The sequence below is a fragment of the Cryobacterium serini genome, assembly GCF_004404025.1.
GTDB lineage: Bacteria > Actinomycetota > Actinomycetes > Actinomycetales > Microbacteriaceae > Cryobacterium > Cryobacterium serini.
Window position 1 is genome coordinate 1 of sequence record NZ_SOHN01000008.1, and the last position, 17,083, is coordinate 17,083.

Sequence of the window (17,083 nt, forward strand, 5' to 3'; positions counted from 1 at the left end):
CCTTCCTCGCCGGCATCTTCCTACTCGTGCTCGTGCTCGGCCTCGGCGACGTGCTCGCCGTCGTGCCCATGGCCGCCCTGGTCGCCGTGATGATCATCGTGTCGTATCTGACCTTTGACTGGCACAGCATCCGCTTGTCTACTCTGAAGCGGATGCCGGGGAGCGAGACCACCGTCATGGTCGCCACGGTCGTCATCATCGTTCTTACCCACAACCTGGCCATCGGTGTCGTCGCCGGCGTGATCGTGGCGATGGTCGCCTTCGCGCGCCGTGTCGCCCACCTCGCCCGGGTCGAGCGCACCGTCGAACTCGACCAGCCTGTGCCGACCGCCTACTACACGGTGACCGGGGCGCTATTCTTCGCCTCCAGCAACGACCTGATGACACAGTTCGAGTATGCCGACGACCCCGACCGCATCGTCATCGATCTGTCGGCATCACACATCTGGGATGCCTCGACCGTCGCCACCCTCGACGCCATCAGCCACAAATACGAGCGGCTCAATAAACACGTAGTCATCGAGGGATTGAACGAGGCGAGCCACGAACTGCACGCCCGGCTCGCCGGCAACCTCGGCGGTGGGCACTAGCACGACGGTTGACACGGTGTCCTCCAGCCTGTACAAGGTGCGGGCGTAAGCCCCGCAGGGGCTACGGTAACTCTGGTCCGGAGCGCGCGGCGCCCCGGTAGTCTGGACCTTAAGCTGCGGCGGGCAGCTGTGAGGGGCGGTTCTGGGGAACGTGACGGTGGAGTTGGAGCGCACCCAGGCATCGTCGGAACCGCTCGACCGACTCGTCGAGGACCTCCAGCGCCTACGCAACACGGCGGGCGAAGTCTCATACGCCGAGATCGCCGCGCTGATAGCCCGCACACGTGAGGCGCACGGGATCACCCCGGCCGCGGCCCGGGTCGCCCGCTCGTCAGTCTTCGATGCGTTCCGTATGGGCCGTCGACGCATCAACGCGGTGCTGGTCGAGGAGATCGTGCGGGCCCTCGGCGAGGATGAGGCCGCTGCCGCGCTCTGGCGCAAGCGGTGCCTCGACGCCCAATTCTCCGCGCGACGTTCGGCCGGCTTTGTGAGGATAGACCGACCGGATGCGTCGGGTGAGCCGGCCGAGTCGGCTGCCCCGCATCCGCCGGTCGCGCCGCTGACCTCCCACCCGGATCGCCGGGCCCTGGCCGTCGCGCTCACCGTCGCTCTGCTGGTCGGTTGCGTGGGCGTGAACCTGTTTGGCGACGGCGTCGTAGACAAATTCCACCTCCCGGTCTGGTTGGACATGATCGGCACGGCGACCGCCGCGATCGCGCTCGGCCCGTGGCACGGAGCGCTCGTCGGGGTGCTGACAAACCTGCTCGGCGGGCTGCAAGGCAACCCGGAGACACTGCCATTTGCGCCCGTCAATGTCGTGGGGGCGCTCGTCTGGGGCTACGGCTACCGTCTCTTCTGCCGGAACCGCGGCGCCCTACGTTTTCTGCTCCTCAACGTGGCGGTCGCGGTCTCCTGTACGCTCGTCGCGGTGCCGATCAACGTGCTGGTTTTCAGCGGCGTTGCCGGCCATGCCAGTGACCTTGTGGCGTCGACGATGGTCACCATCGGCGAGAGACTCTGGGTCGCCGTGTTCTCGGCGAACCTGATGCTTTCGCTCCTCGACAAGCTCGTGGCCGGGTACATCGCCCTGCTGCTCGCCCGCTTTTTACTGCCGTTGGGCCTGGGCCGCAGCCCCGAACTTGGCCGGCAATGACACTGCCGAGGTGTCCGAGATTGTCCGGGAACGGCATCCGCTGCCCTCACGGCCCCGAGCAGGGCACACACTCGGCACACAATGGTGCTCATGGACACAACCCTGACACCTGACCTGACGTTGACGGAGCAGATCGAGAACGCGGGTCTGCGGTATGCATATGCGCGGGCTTTTCGTATCACGGTGCCCGACGCGCCCGCCGACGTGGACCCGTCGCTGCTCCTGCTTCTGCGCGAACGAGGGCTCACGGAAGCCGACGCCCTGCGCGTTCTCGCGGCCGACCAGGCGATGGCTGCACTGCCGAAGGACGATACACGACCGTTATCGGCGACGGCCTACAACATCCCGATCCGGCAGACGATCGTGGGGGAATTCAGCGCGAACTCCGGAAAGAGGGTGACCTGGCCCCCTCGCCACAACAAGTTCAGCCAGCAGTGGTCGGAGTCGATGACATCCGCCAGGCTGCCCTTTGTGACACATAGCCCCGCCTTGCCTGAGAGGAAAGAGGCGGTCGCGCAGCTGCGCGAATTTCTGGATGCTTTGGAAGGCAGCAGGAGCACGGGTGACTACGTCGTGTGGCGCAGGAACAGGCAGCAGGACGATACCGTCACCACGCCGCCGTCCCTCGAAGAGTTCAACCGCGTCTTCGGCTCGTGGAGCCAGGCGCTCGACGCTGCGGGGATGGCGGCGCCCGCGACCTCCACATCGGCACAACAAGCCGAGGACGCAGTGGCCAAGCTCGCCGCTGATCTGGAGCGGCACCAGGCCGACGCGGAAAGACTGCGTAAGCAGTTGGGCGCATCCGGCGGGGCATCTCCCGATGTGCTCGCGCACCACACCGAGCTTGCATACCTCGTCGCGTTGGAGACGCACGCATTGGAGAGCTCGCGTATCAACGAATACCTCCTGAAAGAGCGGGAGAAGAACGCGAAAACGCTCAAGCGCTGGGCCATCGCCGGAGGCGCGGCGCTGGCGATTGTGCCTCCCCTCATCGAGTTTCTCCTGACGAAGTACCTGTAGTGCACGTTGCACCGCGGATTCGACAGACCAGGAACAAGGACACCGAGCAGGCGGTCAGACAGTGAGCGTCGATGCGCCCAGAGTTTCGGGAAACTGGCTGTATACCGTCGTGGGGGCGCTGAAGAAGGCCCCGGGAATCAGCAGCCTAGGTGTCCGCCCCGAGTCATGGGCCATCGAGAATGCCTTAGATCGCCCCACCGATATCGTCGCGAAGCTCCCCACTGGCAGCATCAACCGCAGCGCCCACCGTCGGCGCCAACCGCTCGGGTGAAAACCGGTCACCCAGTCCGAAGGCCTGCAGTCGGTCCTTGACCGGTCCCTTCACTTCGGCGAGCACGAGCGTCACCCCCCTAGAAGCGAGGTACTCGTCAAGCTCGAGCAATTCGTCGATGGCGGTCGTGTCGATATCGGTGATCGGTTCGGCGGCAAGGATGACGGTGTGCACGGGCGTGCCACCGGCCTCCGATTCGCGCTCCGCCCGCCGCACCATCGAGCGCACGTAGTCATCAAAGATGCCCCCGTTGGCAAAAAAGAGCGGGGCGTCGAAGCGCACGATGACGATGCCGGGAACGCGATCGGCATCCGGATGCCGTGAGCGGTCATGGTAACCGCGCACACCCGGAATGCGTCCGAGCTCGGCCCGGTACGGACGCCACGCGCGGATCACGAAAGCGACCAGGGACAGACCGATCGCCACGAGAATGCCCTGTAAAACGCCCACCAGAAAAACGCCGAGGAACGCGGCGATCGAGAGCAGGGCATCCGTTTTGTCGATCCGCCACAATCGCGAGGCGCCCGAAACGTCGAGCAGGCTGGCTGCGGCCACAATAACCACGGCGCCGAGGGTCGCCGTCGGCAGGTACCCGGTTACACCAGGGGCCACGAGCATGAAGATAACGATGATCAGCGCGCCGATGACGGGCGTCAGCTGGGAGCGCGCCCCTGCCTGCTCGGCGACGGGCGTGCGCGAGGTGGATGCAGAGATCGGAAAGCCGCCGAAAAACCCGCCTCCGATATTAGCGATTCCGAGGCCGGCCATCTCTTGACTACCGTCCACACTGTCGCCGCGGCGCGCCGCAAGCGTGCGGGAAAGCACCCCGGTGTCAGCGAAGGCGATGAGCGCTATGCCCAGCGCCGGCCCGATCAGCGAAACCACGTCGTCCCAGACGAGACCGCCGAGCGCCGGGGCGGGGAGCCCCTGCGGCATGGCACCGACAATCGGCAGTATGTTCTGCAGGGAGAAGATCGCCGTGACCACAATGGATGCGACGACCGCGATCAGCACGCCAGGGATGCGCCCGCCGAGCAGGAAACGCAACCCTACGATGACGGCAAGGGAGGCAAGGCCGAGCAGCATCGCACCGACGACGATGCTCCCCGCCGCAGCGCCCTGCACGATGGCGCCAATTCCCTGGATCGGGCCGGGCGCCTCGATGGAGAACCCGAGCAGCTTGGGAATCTGCGAAATGATCACGAGCAAAGCGAGGGCGTTGAGGTAGCCGACCCGGATCGGCTTGGAGAGCAGGTCGGTGACGAAGCCGAGGCGGAACAGGCCGGCGATGAGCAGAGTGAGGCCGACCATCAGCCCGAGGAGTCCGGCGAGCGCAATCGCTCGCTCCGTGTTGCCGAGCGCCAGCGGCAGGATCGACGCAGCGATGATCGGGGCGAGTGCAGAGTCGGGTCCGAGCACGAGGATGCGCGATGGGCCGAAGACGGCGTAGACAACCAGCGGCACGATCGTTGCGTACAGACCGGTGTACGCGGGCAGCCCGGAGGCCTCCGCGTAGCCCATACCGGCCGGGATCAGCAGGAAGCTGAGCACGATGCCGGCACGCAGGTCGGGCACCAGCCACGCGCGCTGGTAATGCAGGGCGGTGTTCAGCCCCGGTATCAGGCTGAAGGCTACGCCGCGGAATCCGCCGGTTGGCATGCCTTTACGGTAGTCCGGTCCTTGGCTGGTGTCTGGATTTTATCGAGTGTTCCGTTGCCGCCGCCAACCGCCCTGCTCCAAGCGTTTGGCCGAGCCCGCTTCAACGGCTCAATCACGGTGCCCGTGGGTCAGTCAGTCACCAGAATCAGCCCGCGCGCGCCCTTCTCCGCGTCCGACATCACGTGGCTCACAAACGGATAGGTACCCGCTTCGGTAAATGTGAGCTCGACGAAGCCGCCCTGGGCCGGTGCAAGCGCGAGTGTCTGAGCCCCACCCGTTCCGGTACTGCCACCGTCACGCAAAAGGTACTCTCCCTCCGAGAACACGGTGTCGAACTGACCTCCGACCACGTGAAAGGAGCTTCCAACGTTCGGGCCGGCATCGAGAACCCAGATGCGCACCCTTTCCCCGACTCTCGCGGTTAGCGGCGCGGCGACATACTGATTCGCGTAGCCGTTGAACGTGAGCAGGTCCGGCAGTTGCGTCTGCACCTTGACCGGGTCGCCTTCCTCGCCCTGCCGCCCAAGATAAAACTCGGACTGGACCAGCACGTATTCCGAGTCGACGGCGGGAAGTCCGGGTGGGTCGATGATGACCGCACCAAACATGCCGTTCGCAATGTGGACCGACATAGGCATCGTAGAGCAGTGATACATCCAGATTCCCGAGCGCGTCGCGGTGAACCGGTAAGTGAGCTCTTCGCCGGGGTCGATGGTTTGCATCGGCTTGTCCGGTGCGAGCGCGCCGGCGTGAAAGTCGAGCGAATGGCCGATGGTTCCGGCGTTCACGAAGGTGATCTCGAAGACGTCACCGACAGTGCCGTGCAGGGTCGGCCCGGGCGCTGTTTTGTTGTAGGTCCACAGCATCTGCGTGACGCCCGGTGCCACCTCGGTCTCGGTATTGCTCACGGTCATCGTGCTCGTGTGCACGGTAGCGGATGCCGCTGGCGCCAGTCGCGCATCACGCGCGACGAAGTCGCTTCCCGGCTCGGCCATGGGATCGATGTCACCGGATGCCGACGCGTCGCTGTGCATTGCGTCCGCGTTCGAATCGGCAGAGGCGGCCGAGTCCGCACCGATCGCGTTCACGGTCAGCAGCATCCCGAGCAGCCGGTGGCCCCCAAGAGAACACCAACCGTTCAGGTCGGCTGTGATCATCCCGACATCGACGGTCGTCGTTGCCTTGGGCTCGACCGAGCCAGACTCCACTTTGTTGTCTAACACGAGGTCGTGGAGCATGCCGTCGGCGTTGATGAGGGTGATCACCAGGGTGTCGCCGACCGGAACGTTGATCGTGTCAGGGCTGAACCGAGTGTCAATCATCGTGACGTCGACGGTCGTCGTATGGCCGGTCGCGCCCGGGCCGGAGGCGAGGCTCGTGTTGGAGGGCTCGAGCGCGACGCCGACGGCGAGGGTCAGCGCCAGGGTCGCCGCGGCCGCGACGAGCATGTTGGTGCGACGGGCCGGCGGCGGTGCAGGACTCTCCACGACGTCGCGGACCAACGGCGGAAGTTGCGCTCCCGGAGGGGTGCGGTTTTTTCGATTGACGCGCAGCGCCCGCACCATCAGAACAATGAACGCCGCGAGAGTCGTGAGGAGAACCGCCCAGAGCGCAGCGGCGACGACATCGGGCACCGGCAGAAGGGTGAGAACGAGTGCGCCATTGACGACGCTGACTCGGAACAAGCCAGCACGATCGAGTTCGCGCGCGGTGGCCTTGGATGCTCGCGGTCCGCCGCCGAGCACGACCGGAATCAAAAAACTCAGCGCACCGATCATGATCTGGCCGCCGAAGCCGACCGCGAAGTACGGCACAAGCGTTTTGAGGCCGGCCGCGGCATCCGCCCAACTGGCAGCGGTGACTACGACGGCGCCGAAACCGACCGCGCACAGTGCAAACCACGCCAGGGCCACGATGATAGACCACCCGGAGTAGCTGACGGCGGGCGAACGGCGCACGTGCCCGGCCAACTCCGCAAGCACCCGGGCGAAGCCGACCAGGTAGATGAGCACACCTGCCGCAGTGATGATTCGGGAGTCGGCGTAGGCGCCAGCGCCCAGAACCACAAGTCCGGCCAGAAGAGTCGGCAGGGTGGGGCGTGCGGCCGCCCGGGTGGTGGACAGCACCCGGGAGCGCAGCACGGTCGGGAGCAGCAGGGCGACGGTGCCAATGACGGTCAGGCCGACCCAGCCGAGCAGGTTCAGCCCGATGTGCGCGATGTAAAGCCGGTCGTAATAGTCACCCGCCGCCGAACTGCCGGGGTGGGCCATCCAAATTCCGAGAGTGACACCGACTACGAGGCATCCGGCCGCCGCAATGTAATAGCGCACCAACAGAGCGAACCGGGCCGGAAGTGCGCCCCGCAGCTGCCGCACGAGAATGGTGGCGTGCACGATGGCATTGAGCCCGACCAGGATTCCTCCGGTGAGAACAACATGCCACCAGGCACCGGTGATCCCGATCATGACCAGCGCCGCACCCACCGTATGCACGGTCAGTCGAACGCCCAGCCAGTACCGACCGCCGGGAGCAGTGTTCTTCAGCAGGCTGTCGGCGAAGTGCTGACTCCAGACCAGGATCGCGGTCGAGAGGGCCCCAAGCAGCAGCAGGTGCACCATGAGCCAGGGCCCGAACGACGATCCCCGATAGAGGACGACGCTGACAATGCCGAGGATCAGCCAGGCGGGAACGAGCATGCCGGTGATCTGGTGCCACAGCCGACGCTTGAGGCTCGGTTTCATCTCGAACCGCTACAGAATGCGGGTCAGGCGCAGGGTCCACACATCGGGACCACGCTCGAGGTAGCTGATGCTGAAAGAGTTCGGGTGGTTTCGTTCGAGCTGGGCCAGTAAGGGCAGCGGATTGTGGGACGCCATGAGGTCGAGCGATATTCCGGGCTGAATCGCGTCCAACGCACCGAAGATCGCGGCGTGACGGATCGCGTGCGGGATGGTGCGGCTGTCGAGAACGATTGCTTCGCTGTCGTCATGACCGCAGGTACACGTGGCCGTAGCGGGCTCGTGCTCGTGCTCGTGCTCGTGCTCGTGGGCAGTCGGCCCGGCAGTGATGCGGATTGGTTCGGCGGTCATGGTGTCTCCTCGGCTCGGTGCGAACAACAACACCTCTATTTTAGAGCACACTATTCCGTTTAATACACCGACCCTCCTATGAGCGAGTGAATGGATGCGTCGCATTTGGTGAAATCACCGTTACCACTCTCGCGACCGGTTAGACGATCGACGTTGGCACGCGCTCGGTAACCGGGTGCGTACGCTCAAGCGACGCCCCCTCAACATCAACGTTGGGCAGTATGCGATCGAGCCATTTCGGCAGCCACCACGCGGCGTCACCGAGCAAATGCATCACGGCCGGAATGATCAGCAGTCGCACCACAAATGCATCAAGCAGTACGCCACCGGCGAGCCCGAAACCGATTGACTGGATCATGACCGAGTTCGAGAAGATAAAGCCAGAGAAGACCGAGGCCATGATGAGTGCGGCGGCGATGACCACCGTGCGCCCGGCGTGCACCCCGCGCTGCACGGCAAGGCGCGCCGATGCTCCATGCACATACGATTCGCGCATACCGCTGACCAGGAACAGCTGGTAGTCCATCGCCAGCCCGAACAGAACACCGACAACGAGAATAGGCAGGAAGCTTAGGATCGGCCCCGGGTCATGGATACCGAACACGGCACCGAGCCAACCCCACTGGAAGACCGCCGTGATAGCCCCGAACGATGCGAACAGCGACAATACAAAGCCCAGCGTTGCGGTTACGGGCACCAGGATCGATCGGAACACGAAGATCAGAATGATCAGTGAGAGCCCCACGACAACGAGAAGATAGAGCGGGAGCGCGGCGGCGAGTTTTTCGCTCACATCGATGTTTCCGGATGCGTTCCCGGCCACACCAAGGGATGCGACACCGTCGAGATCGATTCCTCGGAGGTCACGGACGAGCTGCTCGGTCGATTCGCTGTTCGGCCCCTCGGCGGGAATGACCTGGAAAGCGAGCAGCAGGTCATCGTCGGATGCTCCAATCGGCGCGACGGCAACGACGTCTCTCTCGGCACGGAGCGCCGTTCCGATGCGCACCTGTTCGGCGAGCAGGCCCTCATCCGTGATGGCGGTCTCGAGATCGGCGACGACAAGCAGCGGGCCGTTCACGCCCGCCCCGAATTTGTCGTCGACCAGTTTGTAAGCGTTGTACGCGCTCGAGCCCAGCGGTTCGGACGAGCCGGCGGGGAGTCCGAGGCGCATCGAGAGCGCGGGGATGGCCACGACAAGCAGAACGACGATGCCCACGACCACCGTGACGACGGCGCGCACGGTGTTCATCGGCTTGACTGGCACCCGGGCCTGGTTGCTGGCGTGGCCGACCCGAGCGCGGGCCTTCTTCGTGAGGATCTTCGTGCCGACCATGCCCAGCACCGCCGGCGTGAGCGTGATTGCAATGAGAATGGCGACGAAGACGCAAACGGCACCGACCGTGCCCATGAGCCCGAGAAAGGGGATGCCGGTGAGGTTGAGGGCGAGCAGGGCGATGAGCACGGTAGCGCCCGCGAACACGACCGCGTTGCCGGAGGTGCCGTTGGCCAGTCCGATCGACTCGTGCAGAGGCAGGCCGTGGCTCAGTTGGGTGCGATGTCGGTTGAGGATGAACAGCGAGTAGTCGATGCCGACTGCGAGCCCGAGCATCACACCCAGAACCGGAGTGACCGAGAGCATCTCGACGGTCCCCGACAACGCAAGTGACGCGAGCACGCCAACGCCCACACCGATCAAGGCGTTCAACAGGGGCAGTCCCGCACCGATCAGGGTGCCCAGCATGACCCACAACACGATGGCCGCAACGATCACGCCGCCGATCTCTCCCGGGCCGAGGATCTCGGGAATGCTGGAGGCAATGTCGTTGGAGACTGCAGCCGTGACGCCGTCGATTCCGGAGCCGGTCATCTCCGCGACAACGGCTTCCTTCGACTCTGCCGGTACCTGATTGAGCGACGTGTCGAACTGGATGCTCGCCACGGCGGTTGTCTCGTCGGTCGAGACCTGACGGATGCCGGCGGCCAGGGCGAGCAGGTCTGCTCCCTGCTCGAGCGTGGTGCTCTGAGTTTCGAGTTCCGTGCGGCTCCCATCCAGGGCGGCTTGTTGATCGGCAATCGCAGTCAGGCCCGCATCGATCTGCGCCTGCTGTGCATCGAGCGTCCGTTGAGCAGCGGCGAGTTGGCCCGCCGCCTCGGCCTGCGCGCGGCTGGCATCGAGCTGGGCCTGTCCAGCCGCGGCCTGGGCCGCTGCCGCATCGATCTGCGCCTGCCCCGCATCGATCTGCTCCGTTGCGGCGGCGATCTTCTGCCGCCCGTCGACGACCTGCTGCGTCTGGTCATCGATCTGGGCTTGGGTATCGAACGGATTCGTCGCCGATTTCACATTGTTCAGACCGATCGTGCGTGTGAGCAGGGCGCCGATGGCGGTTTTCTGGGGGCCGGTGAAGGCGGAGTCGTCGGTCGTAGTGAACAAGACCGTGCCCCGCCCGCCACTGGCTGCCGGGAACTTCGCCGCCAGCTCGTCGCTGACCTTCTGAGTGGCGGTGCCGGGGATGCTGACGGACGACGTGAGTGTTCCGCCGAAAGCAGCGAACGCAGCAACGGCGAGGCCGAGAATAACCACCCAGGCGATGATGACCAGCCACGCTCGGCGGGCGGAGAACCGACCCAGTCGATAGAGAAGCGATGCCATAGTTCTCAGTTGCTTTCTTGGTGGTTGGCTGGTGAATAACCAATGCGAATGATCAAAATGAGGCGGTCGAGCAGTTCGTGCCAGACAGCGCGGGAGGATGCGTCGAGCGTCCCACCCGTAAGAGCCAACCAGTGCGCCGAGACGATGGCGATGCCATTCATCACCGAGCTGACAAGAATGGAAACCTCGAATTCGTCGATCGCGCTCGTGCGATCGGCGATTTCCGTTGAGAGCTGTTCGGTCGTGCGGGTGAAGACGTCACCGATGCTGTGCCGGGAGCGACCGTCCTCGCCCTCGACCGTGAGCACGCCGGCGAGGTAGGCGACCACGGGCGGCAGGTCGATGGTACGCAGTGCCGTCGTGATCTCATCGAACAGGGCGTCGCGGCTGCCGTCTCCCACCGGGGTCGATGCCGTCGCCGCACGGAATTCATCGACGGTGGCGCTGAGCACCCGCGTGCAGGTGGTCATGATCACATCGTCGAGCGATGAGAAGTGGTTGAAAACCGTGCGCCGAGAGACGTCGGCGCGCTCAGCGAGTTCGTCGACGCTGAATTGTGGTTTGCCTCGCTCACGAATGAGCGAATCGGCAGCATCCAGGATGGCCTGACGGTATCGCGCCTTGAGCTCGGTACGGCGATCGGGGGTGGCACGCAACGAAATCACGTCATTACACTAAGTGCAACCACGCACAAAGTGCAAGGTGAACTAGAGTGAGCTGCTGTTTGCCTAGTGCCCGCGAGTGATCCACTCTTCGCGGTGGCTCGCCTCGTCGCCGATCAGCGTGGACTGACCGTGCCCGGTGCGCACCACGGTGGCAGCCGGCAGCGTGAGCAGCGCGGTGGTGATCGAGTCGATGATCGTGGGGAAATCGCTGAACGATCGTCCGGTCGCGCCCGGCCCACCGTGGAAGAGCGTGTCGCCGCTGAACACCGTCCCGAGTTCCGGCACAGAGAAGCAGACCGATCCTGGCGAGTGCCCCGGCGTGTGCAGCACCTCGAGCTCAATGCCGGCGACGACGATGCGCTGGCCGTCCTCCAGCGCCTTCGGGCGCGTGCCTGCCGCAACAGACGCTGCAGCATCCGCTGGAAAGACCATCTCCCAGAGCATGGTGTCGGCTGGGTGCAGCCAGACCGGGGCGCCCGTTGCGGCGCTCACTCCGGCTGCTGCACCGATGTGGTCGTTGTGCCCGTGGGTGCACAGAATGGCCAGCAGCTTACGGTCGCCTACGGCCTTCAGGATCGCCTCGGCGTCGTGGGCGGCATCGATGACGACGCATTCGGTGTCGTCGCCAACGATCCAGACGTTGTTGTCGAGATCCCACGTACCGCCGTCGAGGCTGAAGGTGCCGACGGTGACGAGGTGGTCAATGCGTGCGGCCATCAGAGCACCACCACCGAGCGCAGCACGTCGCCGAGTGCCATTTTCTCAAATGCCGCCTCGATTTCGCCGATGCCGATCTTCTCGCTGACGAATTCGTCGAGCGGCAGCCGTCCCTGCAGGTACAGGTCGGTCAGCATGGGAAAGTCGCGCTCCGGCAGGCAGTCGCCATACCAGCTCGATTTGAGCGAGCCGCCGCGCCCAAAGACGTCGATAAGTGGGATTTCGAGCATCATTTCAGGGTTCGGCACGCCGACCAGCACGACCGTTCCGGCCAGGTCCCTGGCGTAGAACGCCTGCCGCCAGGTTTCGGGACGGCCGACGGCGTCAATGACGACGTTGGCGCCGAATCCGCCGGTCAATGCCTGCACCGCTGCAACGACGCCGGCCTCATCCAGGTTCGACGAGTCGATGGGGTGCGTGGCGCCGAGGTGCTGGGCCTTGTCGAGCTTCTTGGGGTCGCGGTCGATGGCGATGATGACGGATGCTCCAGCCAGGCGTGATCCCACAATCGCGGCATCCCCCACCCCGCCGCACCCGATCACGGCGACCGAGTCGCCGCGGCTGACGTTGCCGGTGTTCATGGCCGCGCCGATGCCAGCCATGATGCCGCAGCCGAGGAGTCCGACGGCCGCGGGGTCGGCATCCGGATTCACCTTGGTGCACTGCTTGGCGTGCACGAGGGTCTTTTCGGCGAAAGCGCCGATACCGAGGGCCGGGCTGAGCTCGGTGCCGTCGGCGAGGGTCATCTTCTGGGTTGCGTTGAAGGTGTTGAAGCAGTACCAGGGTTCGGCCCGCTTGCACGCTCGACATTCGCCGCAGACGGCGCGCCAGTTGAGCACCACGAAGTCGCCGACCGCGACGTGAGTGACGCCGTCGCCGATGACGCTGACGCGCCCGGCGGCTTCATGCCCGAGCAGGAAGGGGAAGTCGTCATTGATGCCACCCTCCTTGTAGTGGAAGTCGGTATGGCAGACGCCGCACGTTTCGATGTCCACGATGACTTCACCCGGGCCGGGATCGGGGATGACAATTTCGACCAGTTCGACTGGCGCGCCCTTCGAGCGGGCAATGACACCTGTGACTGTGGTGGGCATGGAGCTCCTCCGATTGAGGGGTGACTAGGACTCCTTGTACTTTATCGGAGGCGTTCGCGTGAAGGCGGCCTCCTGACGCCCGCACAGGTGCCACGCCCGATTGCCTGGATCAGGCAGGGCGGCTTCGGCGCTCACGCAACACCGTCACGGTCTGCAGTTCTGGCCAGGTCAAGGCCGGACTTGAAGACCCACAGCCGCATGGCCAACGCGTCCCGGATTGCGATACAGGCGTCGGAGCCGAGCAACTGACGCCAATCGCTAGTTGGCCAGGCGTGCGCGACTGAAAAGGAAATGACGGCGCCGTGTCGGGCGCACTTGGCTTACGCTCGCCAGAGTTGCGGCAGGAGTTGATGAGGCTGGTGTCCGCACGAGTTCAACATGGGAAGACACGGAACATTGAATAATAAATTCATGAACAGATAAACCTCGCCCGAAGAACGGATTCCGACGGAACATCGCCTCTTTCCCGCACGTTTTGCACCGAGAAACTAGATGACTAGGTCCTGGCGCAACGCGCCGAGCCGTTCCTGGGCCCCATTTCCCTGATCGGACTTTGATATACGAGGTACCACTGGCACGGTCGTCGAGATCCGCGCCCAACCAAATGCCGTCAACCACAAGACCCTTCCGGTCTATAGGGTCGATCAGCACAGCGGGAACGTATCCAAACTGGTTCACCCGGACTAGAACGATCGAGGGCACTCGGGAGGCTTCCTCATGAAGAAGAATAACTGTCACAACACGTGCATTTTTTAACAAATCGTTCCTTCGAAATAGCAAAACACGGAAGACCATCGACCGATGATGTTCCGTAATGGCGCTGCTCCCCGTCATCACACGCACTGGATCGACCGCCTACGGCGGCACCAAACTCCCAGCGTGTTTTGGCCGCACGTGGCAATCCTTCGGAATAACGCTGGACCCGCATTATAGGTTGCCTTCCCAGACTATGGGCCGATCGTGTGGCCGTACACATCGGCGTCAAGACCCCGTGACCCAGCCCACCCCATCGGCCACCCGCCGCCCCCAGTCTGTGCGGATGCCGCCCCGCAAAACAAATGTGGGCGCGGCCGTCACGATTCGCGACCAGACTCCGGCAGATTTCGCGACGATGGGAGCGTCGTCGTCGACAGCGGCACCAATTCCGCACTTGTTAGCGTCCGGGCGGTGTATTGGTTCGCGCTCAAAATGGTTGGAGCAAACGGCATGCCATCAGGCCCGTGGACCAGTCCGTCTTGCCGTTCATGGATTCGACGCGTCCGCTTGAGCCCGTACTCGATGGATGCCGCCTAGAATTTTCGGACAAAGAACAACCCCTGACTCCCAGTGTTTATATGGGATTCAGGGGTTCAAATGACTGCGGGTAGTTTACGTAATTCCGATTGCCCTGTCACAGCGCAGAAGCAATCGACCGACCCGTATCTCTTTTCCATCACATCGCGGAACCAATTCCACAACACCCGCCGTGTCGCCTGACTCTGCGCTGTGTATTCGAGGCTGTGGGGCCAGGGAATATTGCCTTCGGGGGCCGCCGGTATTGCCTTTGGTTTCCGCGTAATCGCGCGGCCGCGGGCCAGCGGCGCTCGACCGCGCGAGTCTCTATGCCGTGACCTGGCCGACGGTCCAACGGTTTCGACCCAGACGGTGTTGTGCACGATGCGGTCCGTGATCGCGTCGGCGTGAACGCCAAAACTACGGTGCTGGTGCCAGTCCTTCTGGTCTACTGGGTGCAGAACACCGTTGATGCCTGGTCGGAGCGTCGCTCGAGAAATTCCAACAGCATGCTCCCGGTGCGCTCGGTCGGCTCGGCCAGAAGCCATTCATCGATCACAAACAGCGTGAACGCTTCGCACTTGTTCAGGAACTTCGTTGACCCGGACGGCTTATCGCGGGCCAGCTGCCAGGCCTCTTCGATCTCTGGCATCCGGATGTAGTGCGCTCGCACCAGGTGCAGGCAGGCCGCTTTCGTTAGCGCGCAGCCCAGACACGATTTCCCGACCCGGTGAAGCCCTAGGACACGACATTCTGCTGCCGGTCGATGAATGAGCACGTGCCCAAGCCGGCGATCATCGACCGGTTAAGACCGCGCTCGTCCACGAGGTCCAAGCGGAGCAGGTCAGCGTTGGGATAGCGCGGGTTCGCCCGACAGATCAGCCCCTCCACTCTGGTTTGGGTGAAGGCGGAATGGGCATCATCGACGGTCAGTTTGATCTTCTCCTCGAACGCCAAACCCAGCGTCAGGACGTCGTCTTGAGCGTCGAACGCGTCCAACAAAGTGGTCACTCCCATCTCGCGGAGCTTGAGTTTGGTCTCGATATCGATCCGGCTCATCGTGCACCGCCTCCGGCGTAGAGTGATTGGCGCCGCGAACATATCCGCCGGTTTCGGGTTCGGTGGGTTGGGAGCGCGAAATCCTGCGGGTTCCTGGTTTGTCTTGCCCGGTTTCCAAGATCGGCTGTAAGTGCGCATACCGGGGGTGCGAATGGCTGCAGCGAGGATGTCGTGTGCCAAATTCCGAGGAGGGTGCGACGGCGACAGGGCGGCCGGACACGAACGCGGACCAGCCGAGGTTGTGGCCTCGACTCCCTCAACGACTAAGTCTCGGAGGGGCGCACCAACGGGCCGAGGTTTTTCTTCATCTCACCCTCATTGCGAGTTGCCCGCCAGATGACAAAGGGCACAAGGAGGAAGACCGCCAGATCCCAATATGAGAATCCATTCTTCGCAATGGCAAGTACGCTGCCACCGACTGCGGTTAGGACATAGACGACATTGTCAATGTGATGACCCCTAATCCCTTGCGCCTTGTACTGTAATCCACGCGCGAGAGGCGTGAATCTGAGATGCTGTTCCATTCCCAGTAGGAGTTCAATCTCATGAAGACGGCGAAGTTTCAATAAGTACAGTTGCCGATAGTGGCTTGCAAAGAGAAGCCAACACGACATCAAAGATGCGACGAGAACGGAGGACACTCCAACGACCATCTCCGAGGGCGTGGACTGGATGAGGAAGCCCCAGTAGACGAACACTCCGGCGATTAGGAACGATCCTGCCTGCCATCTGAAACCGTCGTAGGTTAAATAGACATCGTTGGCCGCAGAGTATTCGACTAGGAGAACGTCCCGCGGGACGCCCCCGCGCTTTGACTGGGCTTCAGCCATGGTGCCCTCATCCCCTCACTTACTCGCTGCCCCACTGGCAACTCAACGATCGAACCGCAATCGCAATCGCAATCGCGGAGAACATGAATCGGACGAAGTGCAGGTAGATGATTCCTCGCCGCTTTCCGATCGACGCTCCGTTGGTCGCTGTTTAATGAGGATACAAGTTGGGAGCTGCCCGATGGACTTAGCCTCGATCCACTGGCCGACCTGTGACGAGCGTCCGAGCTTGATTTGAGTGTGTTTCGCGGTTTCGGGCACGGTTGAAAATCGGCCTCATCCTCTCGGCGCGGAGTTGAAGCACGAGCTTCGCGTTGATCCTTCGTACCATTGTTGATTACTCCTTCTGCCGCGTGCCAATACACGCGGCAGAAGGAAGCAGATAGCCCCCAACAGCAATACTCGGTGGCCCCGAGCTCGCTACTGACCACACCGCCCGGTGGTCGCCAAAGTCCATATCGGTGGCCCCCAGCAGGGCTAATACTCAGCGCTTCTATCCACAGGCGTTTTGAACAACAATGTGGCGCTGCGGAATACCGCTCGACAATTTCTAGCCCAAGAGACGGCGGTGCTTACCTCAAAAATGAGGTGAGCTGCTTGGCGACGACAACTGAGACAGAATCCACCCCACCAAGCACAACGATCTTGCCCGGCCGCAACCGGGTCAATTCGTCCTTGATCGAATTCGGTATCGCACCAACTTTCTCCGATCACTCCATTCGTCTGATCCGAGTAATTGGGCAGGACGCCACGGTCCGCAAGGTTTTACTGGCTGGCGGCGGGCTCGTTGCCGTGGCGGCGCTCAAGGTCGTCCTGAAAGATCCCGCTGTCGGCGAGCCTGTCGCGAAATGGTTACGCGACCTCGCTGCTACAACGAAGTCCATCGGGAATGTCGTGGATCAGTTGGCTGCAACATGAGACGAAGCCGTCGATCCGTGGCTCCACCGGGCCAGCCGAATCTCAGTGGCGGAAGAGCCGCATGTAGCGACATCCTGCTGGCTCGTTCGTGAC

The 17,083-nt window shown here is 63.3% G+C and carries 12 protein-coding genes and 1 pseudogene; 4 read left to right on the forward strand and 9 right to left on the reverse strand.

Annotated features, from left to right (window positions below; translation table 11 throughout):
- The 3 genes from E3T51_RS03385 to E3T51_RS03395 form a co-directional block, all read left to right on the forward strand.
- The coding region (locus E3T51_RS03385) for an STAS domain-containing protein (protein ID WP_134525905.1) at positions 1-590 on the forward strand (590 nt) is incomplete at its 5' end.
- A 151-nt stretch (positions 591-741) separates the two neighbouring features.
- Positions 742-1,743: an ECF transporter S component gene (locus tag E3T51_RS03390; protein WP_134527545.1), complete on the forward strand. Its 1,002-nt coding sequence runs from the start codon at positions 742-744 to the stop codon at positions 1,741-1,743.
- Between the two features lie 90 nt (positions 1,744-1,833).
- Complete coding sequence (locus E3T51_RS03395; protein WP_134527548.1) at positions 1,834-2,763, forward strand: hypothetical protein; 930 nt, start codon at positions 1,834-1,836, stop codon at positions 2,761-2,763.
- Positions 2,764-2,947: 184 nt separating this feature from the next.
- On the opposite strand, the gene E3T51_RS03400 is transcribed toward E3T51_RS03395, so the two are convergent.
- From E3T51_RS03400 to E3T51_RS03440, 9 genes and pseudogenes are all read right to left on the reverse strand, one after another.
- Complete coding sequence (locus tag E3T51_RS03400; protein ID WP_134527550.1) at positions 2,948-4,693, reverse strand: SulP family inorganic anion transporter; 1,746 nt, start codon at positions 4,691-4,693, stop codon at positions 2,948-2,950.
- Between the two features lie 128 nt (positions 4,694-4,821).
- On the reverse strand, positions 4,822-7,434 hold the full coding sequence (locus tag E3T51_RS03405; protein ID WP_134527552.1) for a multicopper oxidase domain-containing protein: 2,613 nt from the start codon (positions 7,432-7,434) through the stop codon (positions 4,822-4,824).
- Between the two features lie 9 nt (positions 7,435-7,443).
- Positions 7,444-7,782, reverse strand: coding sequence for a DUF2249 domain-containing protein (locus E3T51_RS03410; RefSeq protein WP_198417836.1), 339 nt, complete (start codon positions 7,780-7,782; stop codon positions 7,444-7,446).
- A gap of 139 nt (positions 7,783-7,921) precedes the next feature.
- Positions 7,922-10,435: an MMPL family transporter gene (locus tag E3T51_RS03415; RefSeq protein ID WP_134527556.1), complete on the reverse strand. Its 2,514-nt coding sequence runs from the start codon at positions 10,433-10,435 to the stop codon at positions 7,922-7,924.
- Positions 10,436-10,440: 5 nt separating this feature from the next.
- Entirely contained in the window at positions 10,441-11,100 is a 660-nt protein-coding gene (locus E3T51_RS03420; protein WP_134527557.1) for a TetR/AcrR family transcriptional regulator, read from the reverse strand.
- A 63-nt stretch (positions 11,101-11,163) separates the two neighbouring features.
- Positions 11,164-11,817, reverse strand: a complete 654-nt coding sequence (locus E3T51_RS03425; RefSeq protein ID WP_134527560.1) for an MBL fold metallo-hydrolase — start codon at positions 11,815-11,817, stop codon at positions 11,164-11,166.
- Positions 11,817-12,911, reverse strand: a complete 1,095-nt coding sequence (locus tag E3T51_RS03430; protein WP_134527562.1) for an S-(hydroxymethyl)mycothiol dehydrogenase — start codon at positions 12,909-12,911, stop codon at positions 11,817-11,819. Before E3T51_RS03430 ends, E3T51_RS03425 begins: the two co-directional genes overlap by 1 nt.
- Positions 12,912-14,539: 1,628 nt before the next feature.
- Positions 14,540-15,242, reverse strand: a pseudogene (locus E3T51_RS17585) (ATP-binding protein); the annotation flags it as partial.
- Between the two features lie 263 nt (positions 15,243-15,505).
- Complete coding sequence (locus tag E3T51_RS03440) at positions 15,506-16,072, reverse strand: hypothetical protein (RefSeq protein ID WP_134527563.1); 567 nt, start codon at positions 16,070-16,072, stop codon at positions 15,506-15,508.
- Positions 16,073-16,669: 597 nt separating this feature from the next.
- Between E3T51_RS03440 and E3T51_RS03445 the strand changes: the two genes are divergently transcribed.
- On the forward strand, positions 16,670-16,990 hold the full coding sequence (locus tag E3T51_RS03445; RefSeq protein WP_206751171.1) for a hypothetical protein: 321 nt from the start codon (positions 16,670-16,672) through the stop codon (positions 16,988-16,990).
- The last annotated feature ends 93 nt before the right edge of the window (positions 16,991-17,083 follow it).

Excerpts from the sequence above, each read along its gene's own strand:
- E3T51_RS03400 (WP_134527550.1), bottom strand. The coding sequence starts at position 4,693 with ATGCCAACCGGCGGATTCCGCGGCGTAGCCTTCAGCCTGATACCGGGG.
- E3T51_RS03430 (WP_134527562.1), bottom strand. The coding sequence starts at position 12,911 with ATGCCCACCACAGTCACAGGTGTCATTGCCCGCTCGAAGGGCGCGCCA.
- E3T51_RS03410 (WP_198417836.1), bottom strand. The coding sequence starts at position 7,782 with ATGACCGCCGAACCAATCCGCATCACTGCCGGGCCGACTGCCCACGAG.
- E3T51_RS03415 (WP_134527556.1), bottom strand. The coding sequence starts at position 10,435 with ATGGCATCGCTTCTCTATCGACTGGGTCGGTTCTCCGCCCGCCGAGCG.
- E3T51_RS03425 (WP_134527560.1), bottom strand. The coding sequence starts at position 11,817 with ATGGCCGCACGCATTGACCACCTCGTCACCGTCGGCACCTTCAGCCTC.
- E3T51_RS03440 (WP_134527563.1), bottom strand. The coding sequence starts at position 16,072 with ATGGCTGAAGCCCAGTCAAAGCGCGGGGGCGTCCCGCGGGACGTTCTC.
- E3T51_RS03395 (WP_134527548.1), top strand. The coding sequence starts at position 1,834 with ATGGACACAACCCTGACACCTGACCTGACGTTGACGGAGCAGATCGAG.
- E3T51_RS03405 (WP_134527552.1), bottom strand. The coding sequence starts at position 7,434 with ATGAAACCGAGCCTCAAGCGTCGGCTGTGGCACCAGATCACCGGCATG.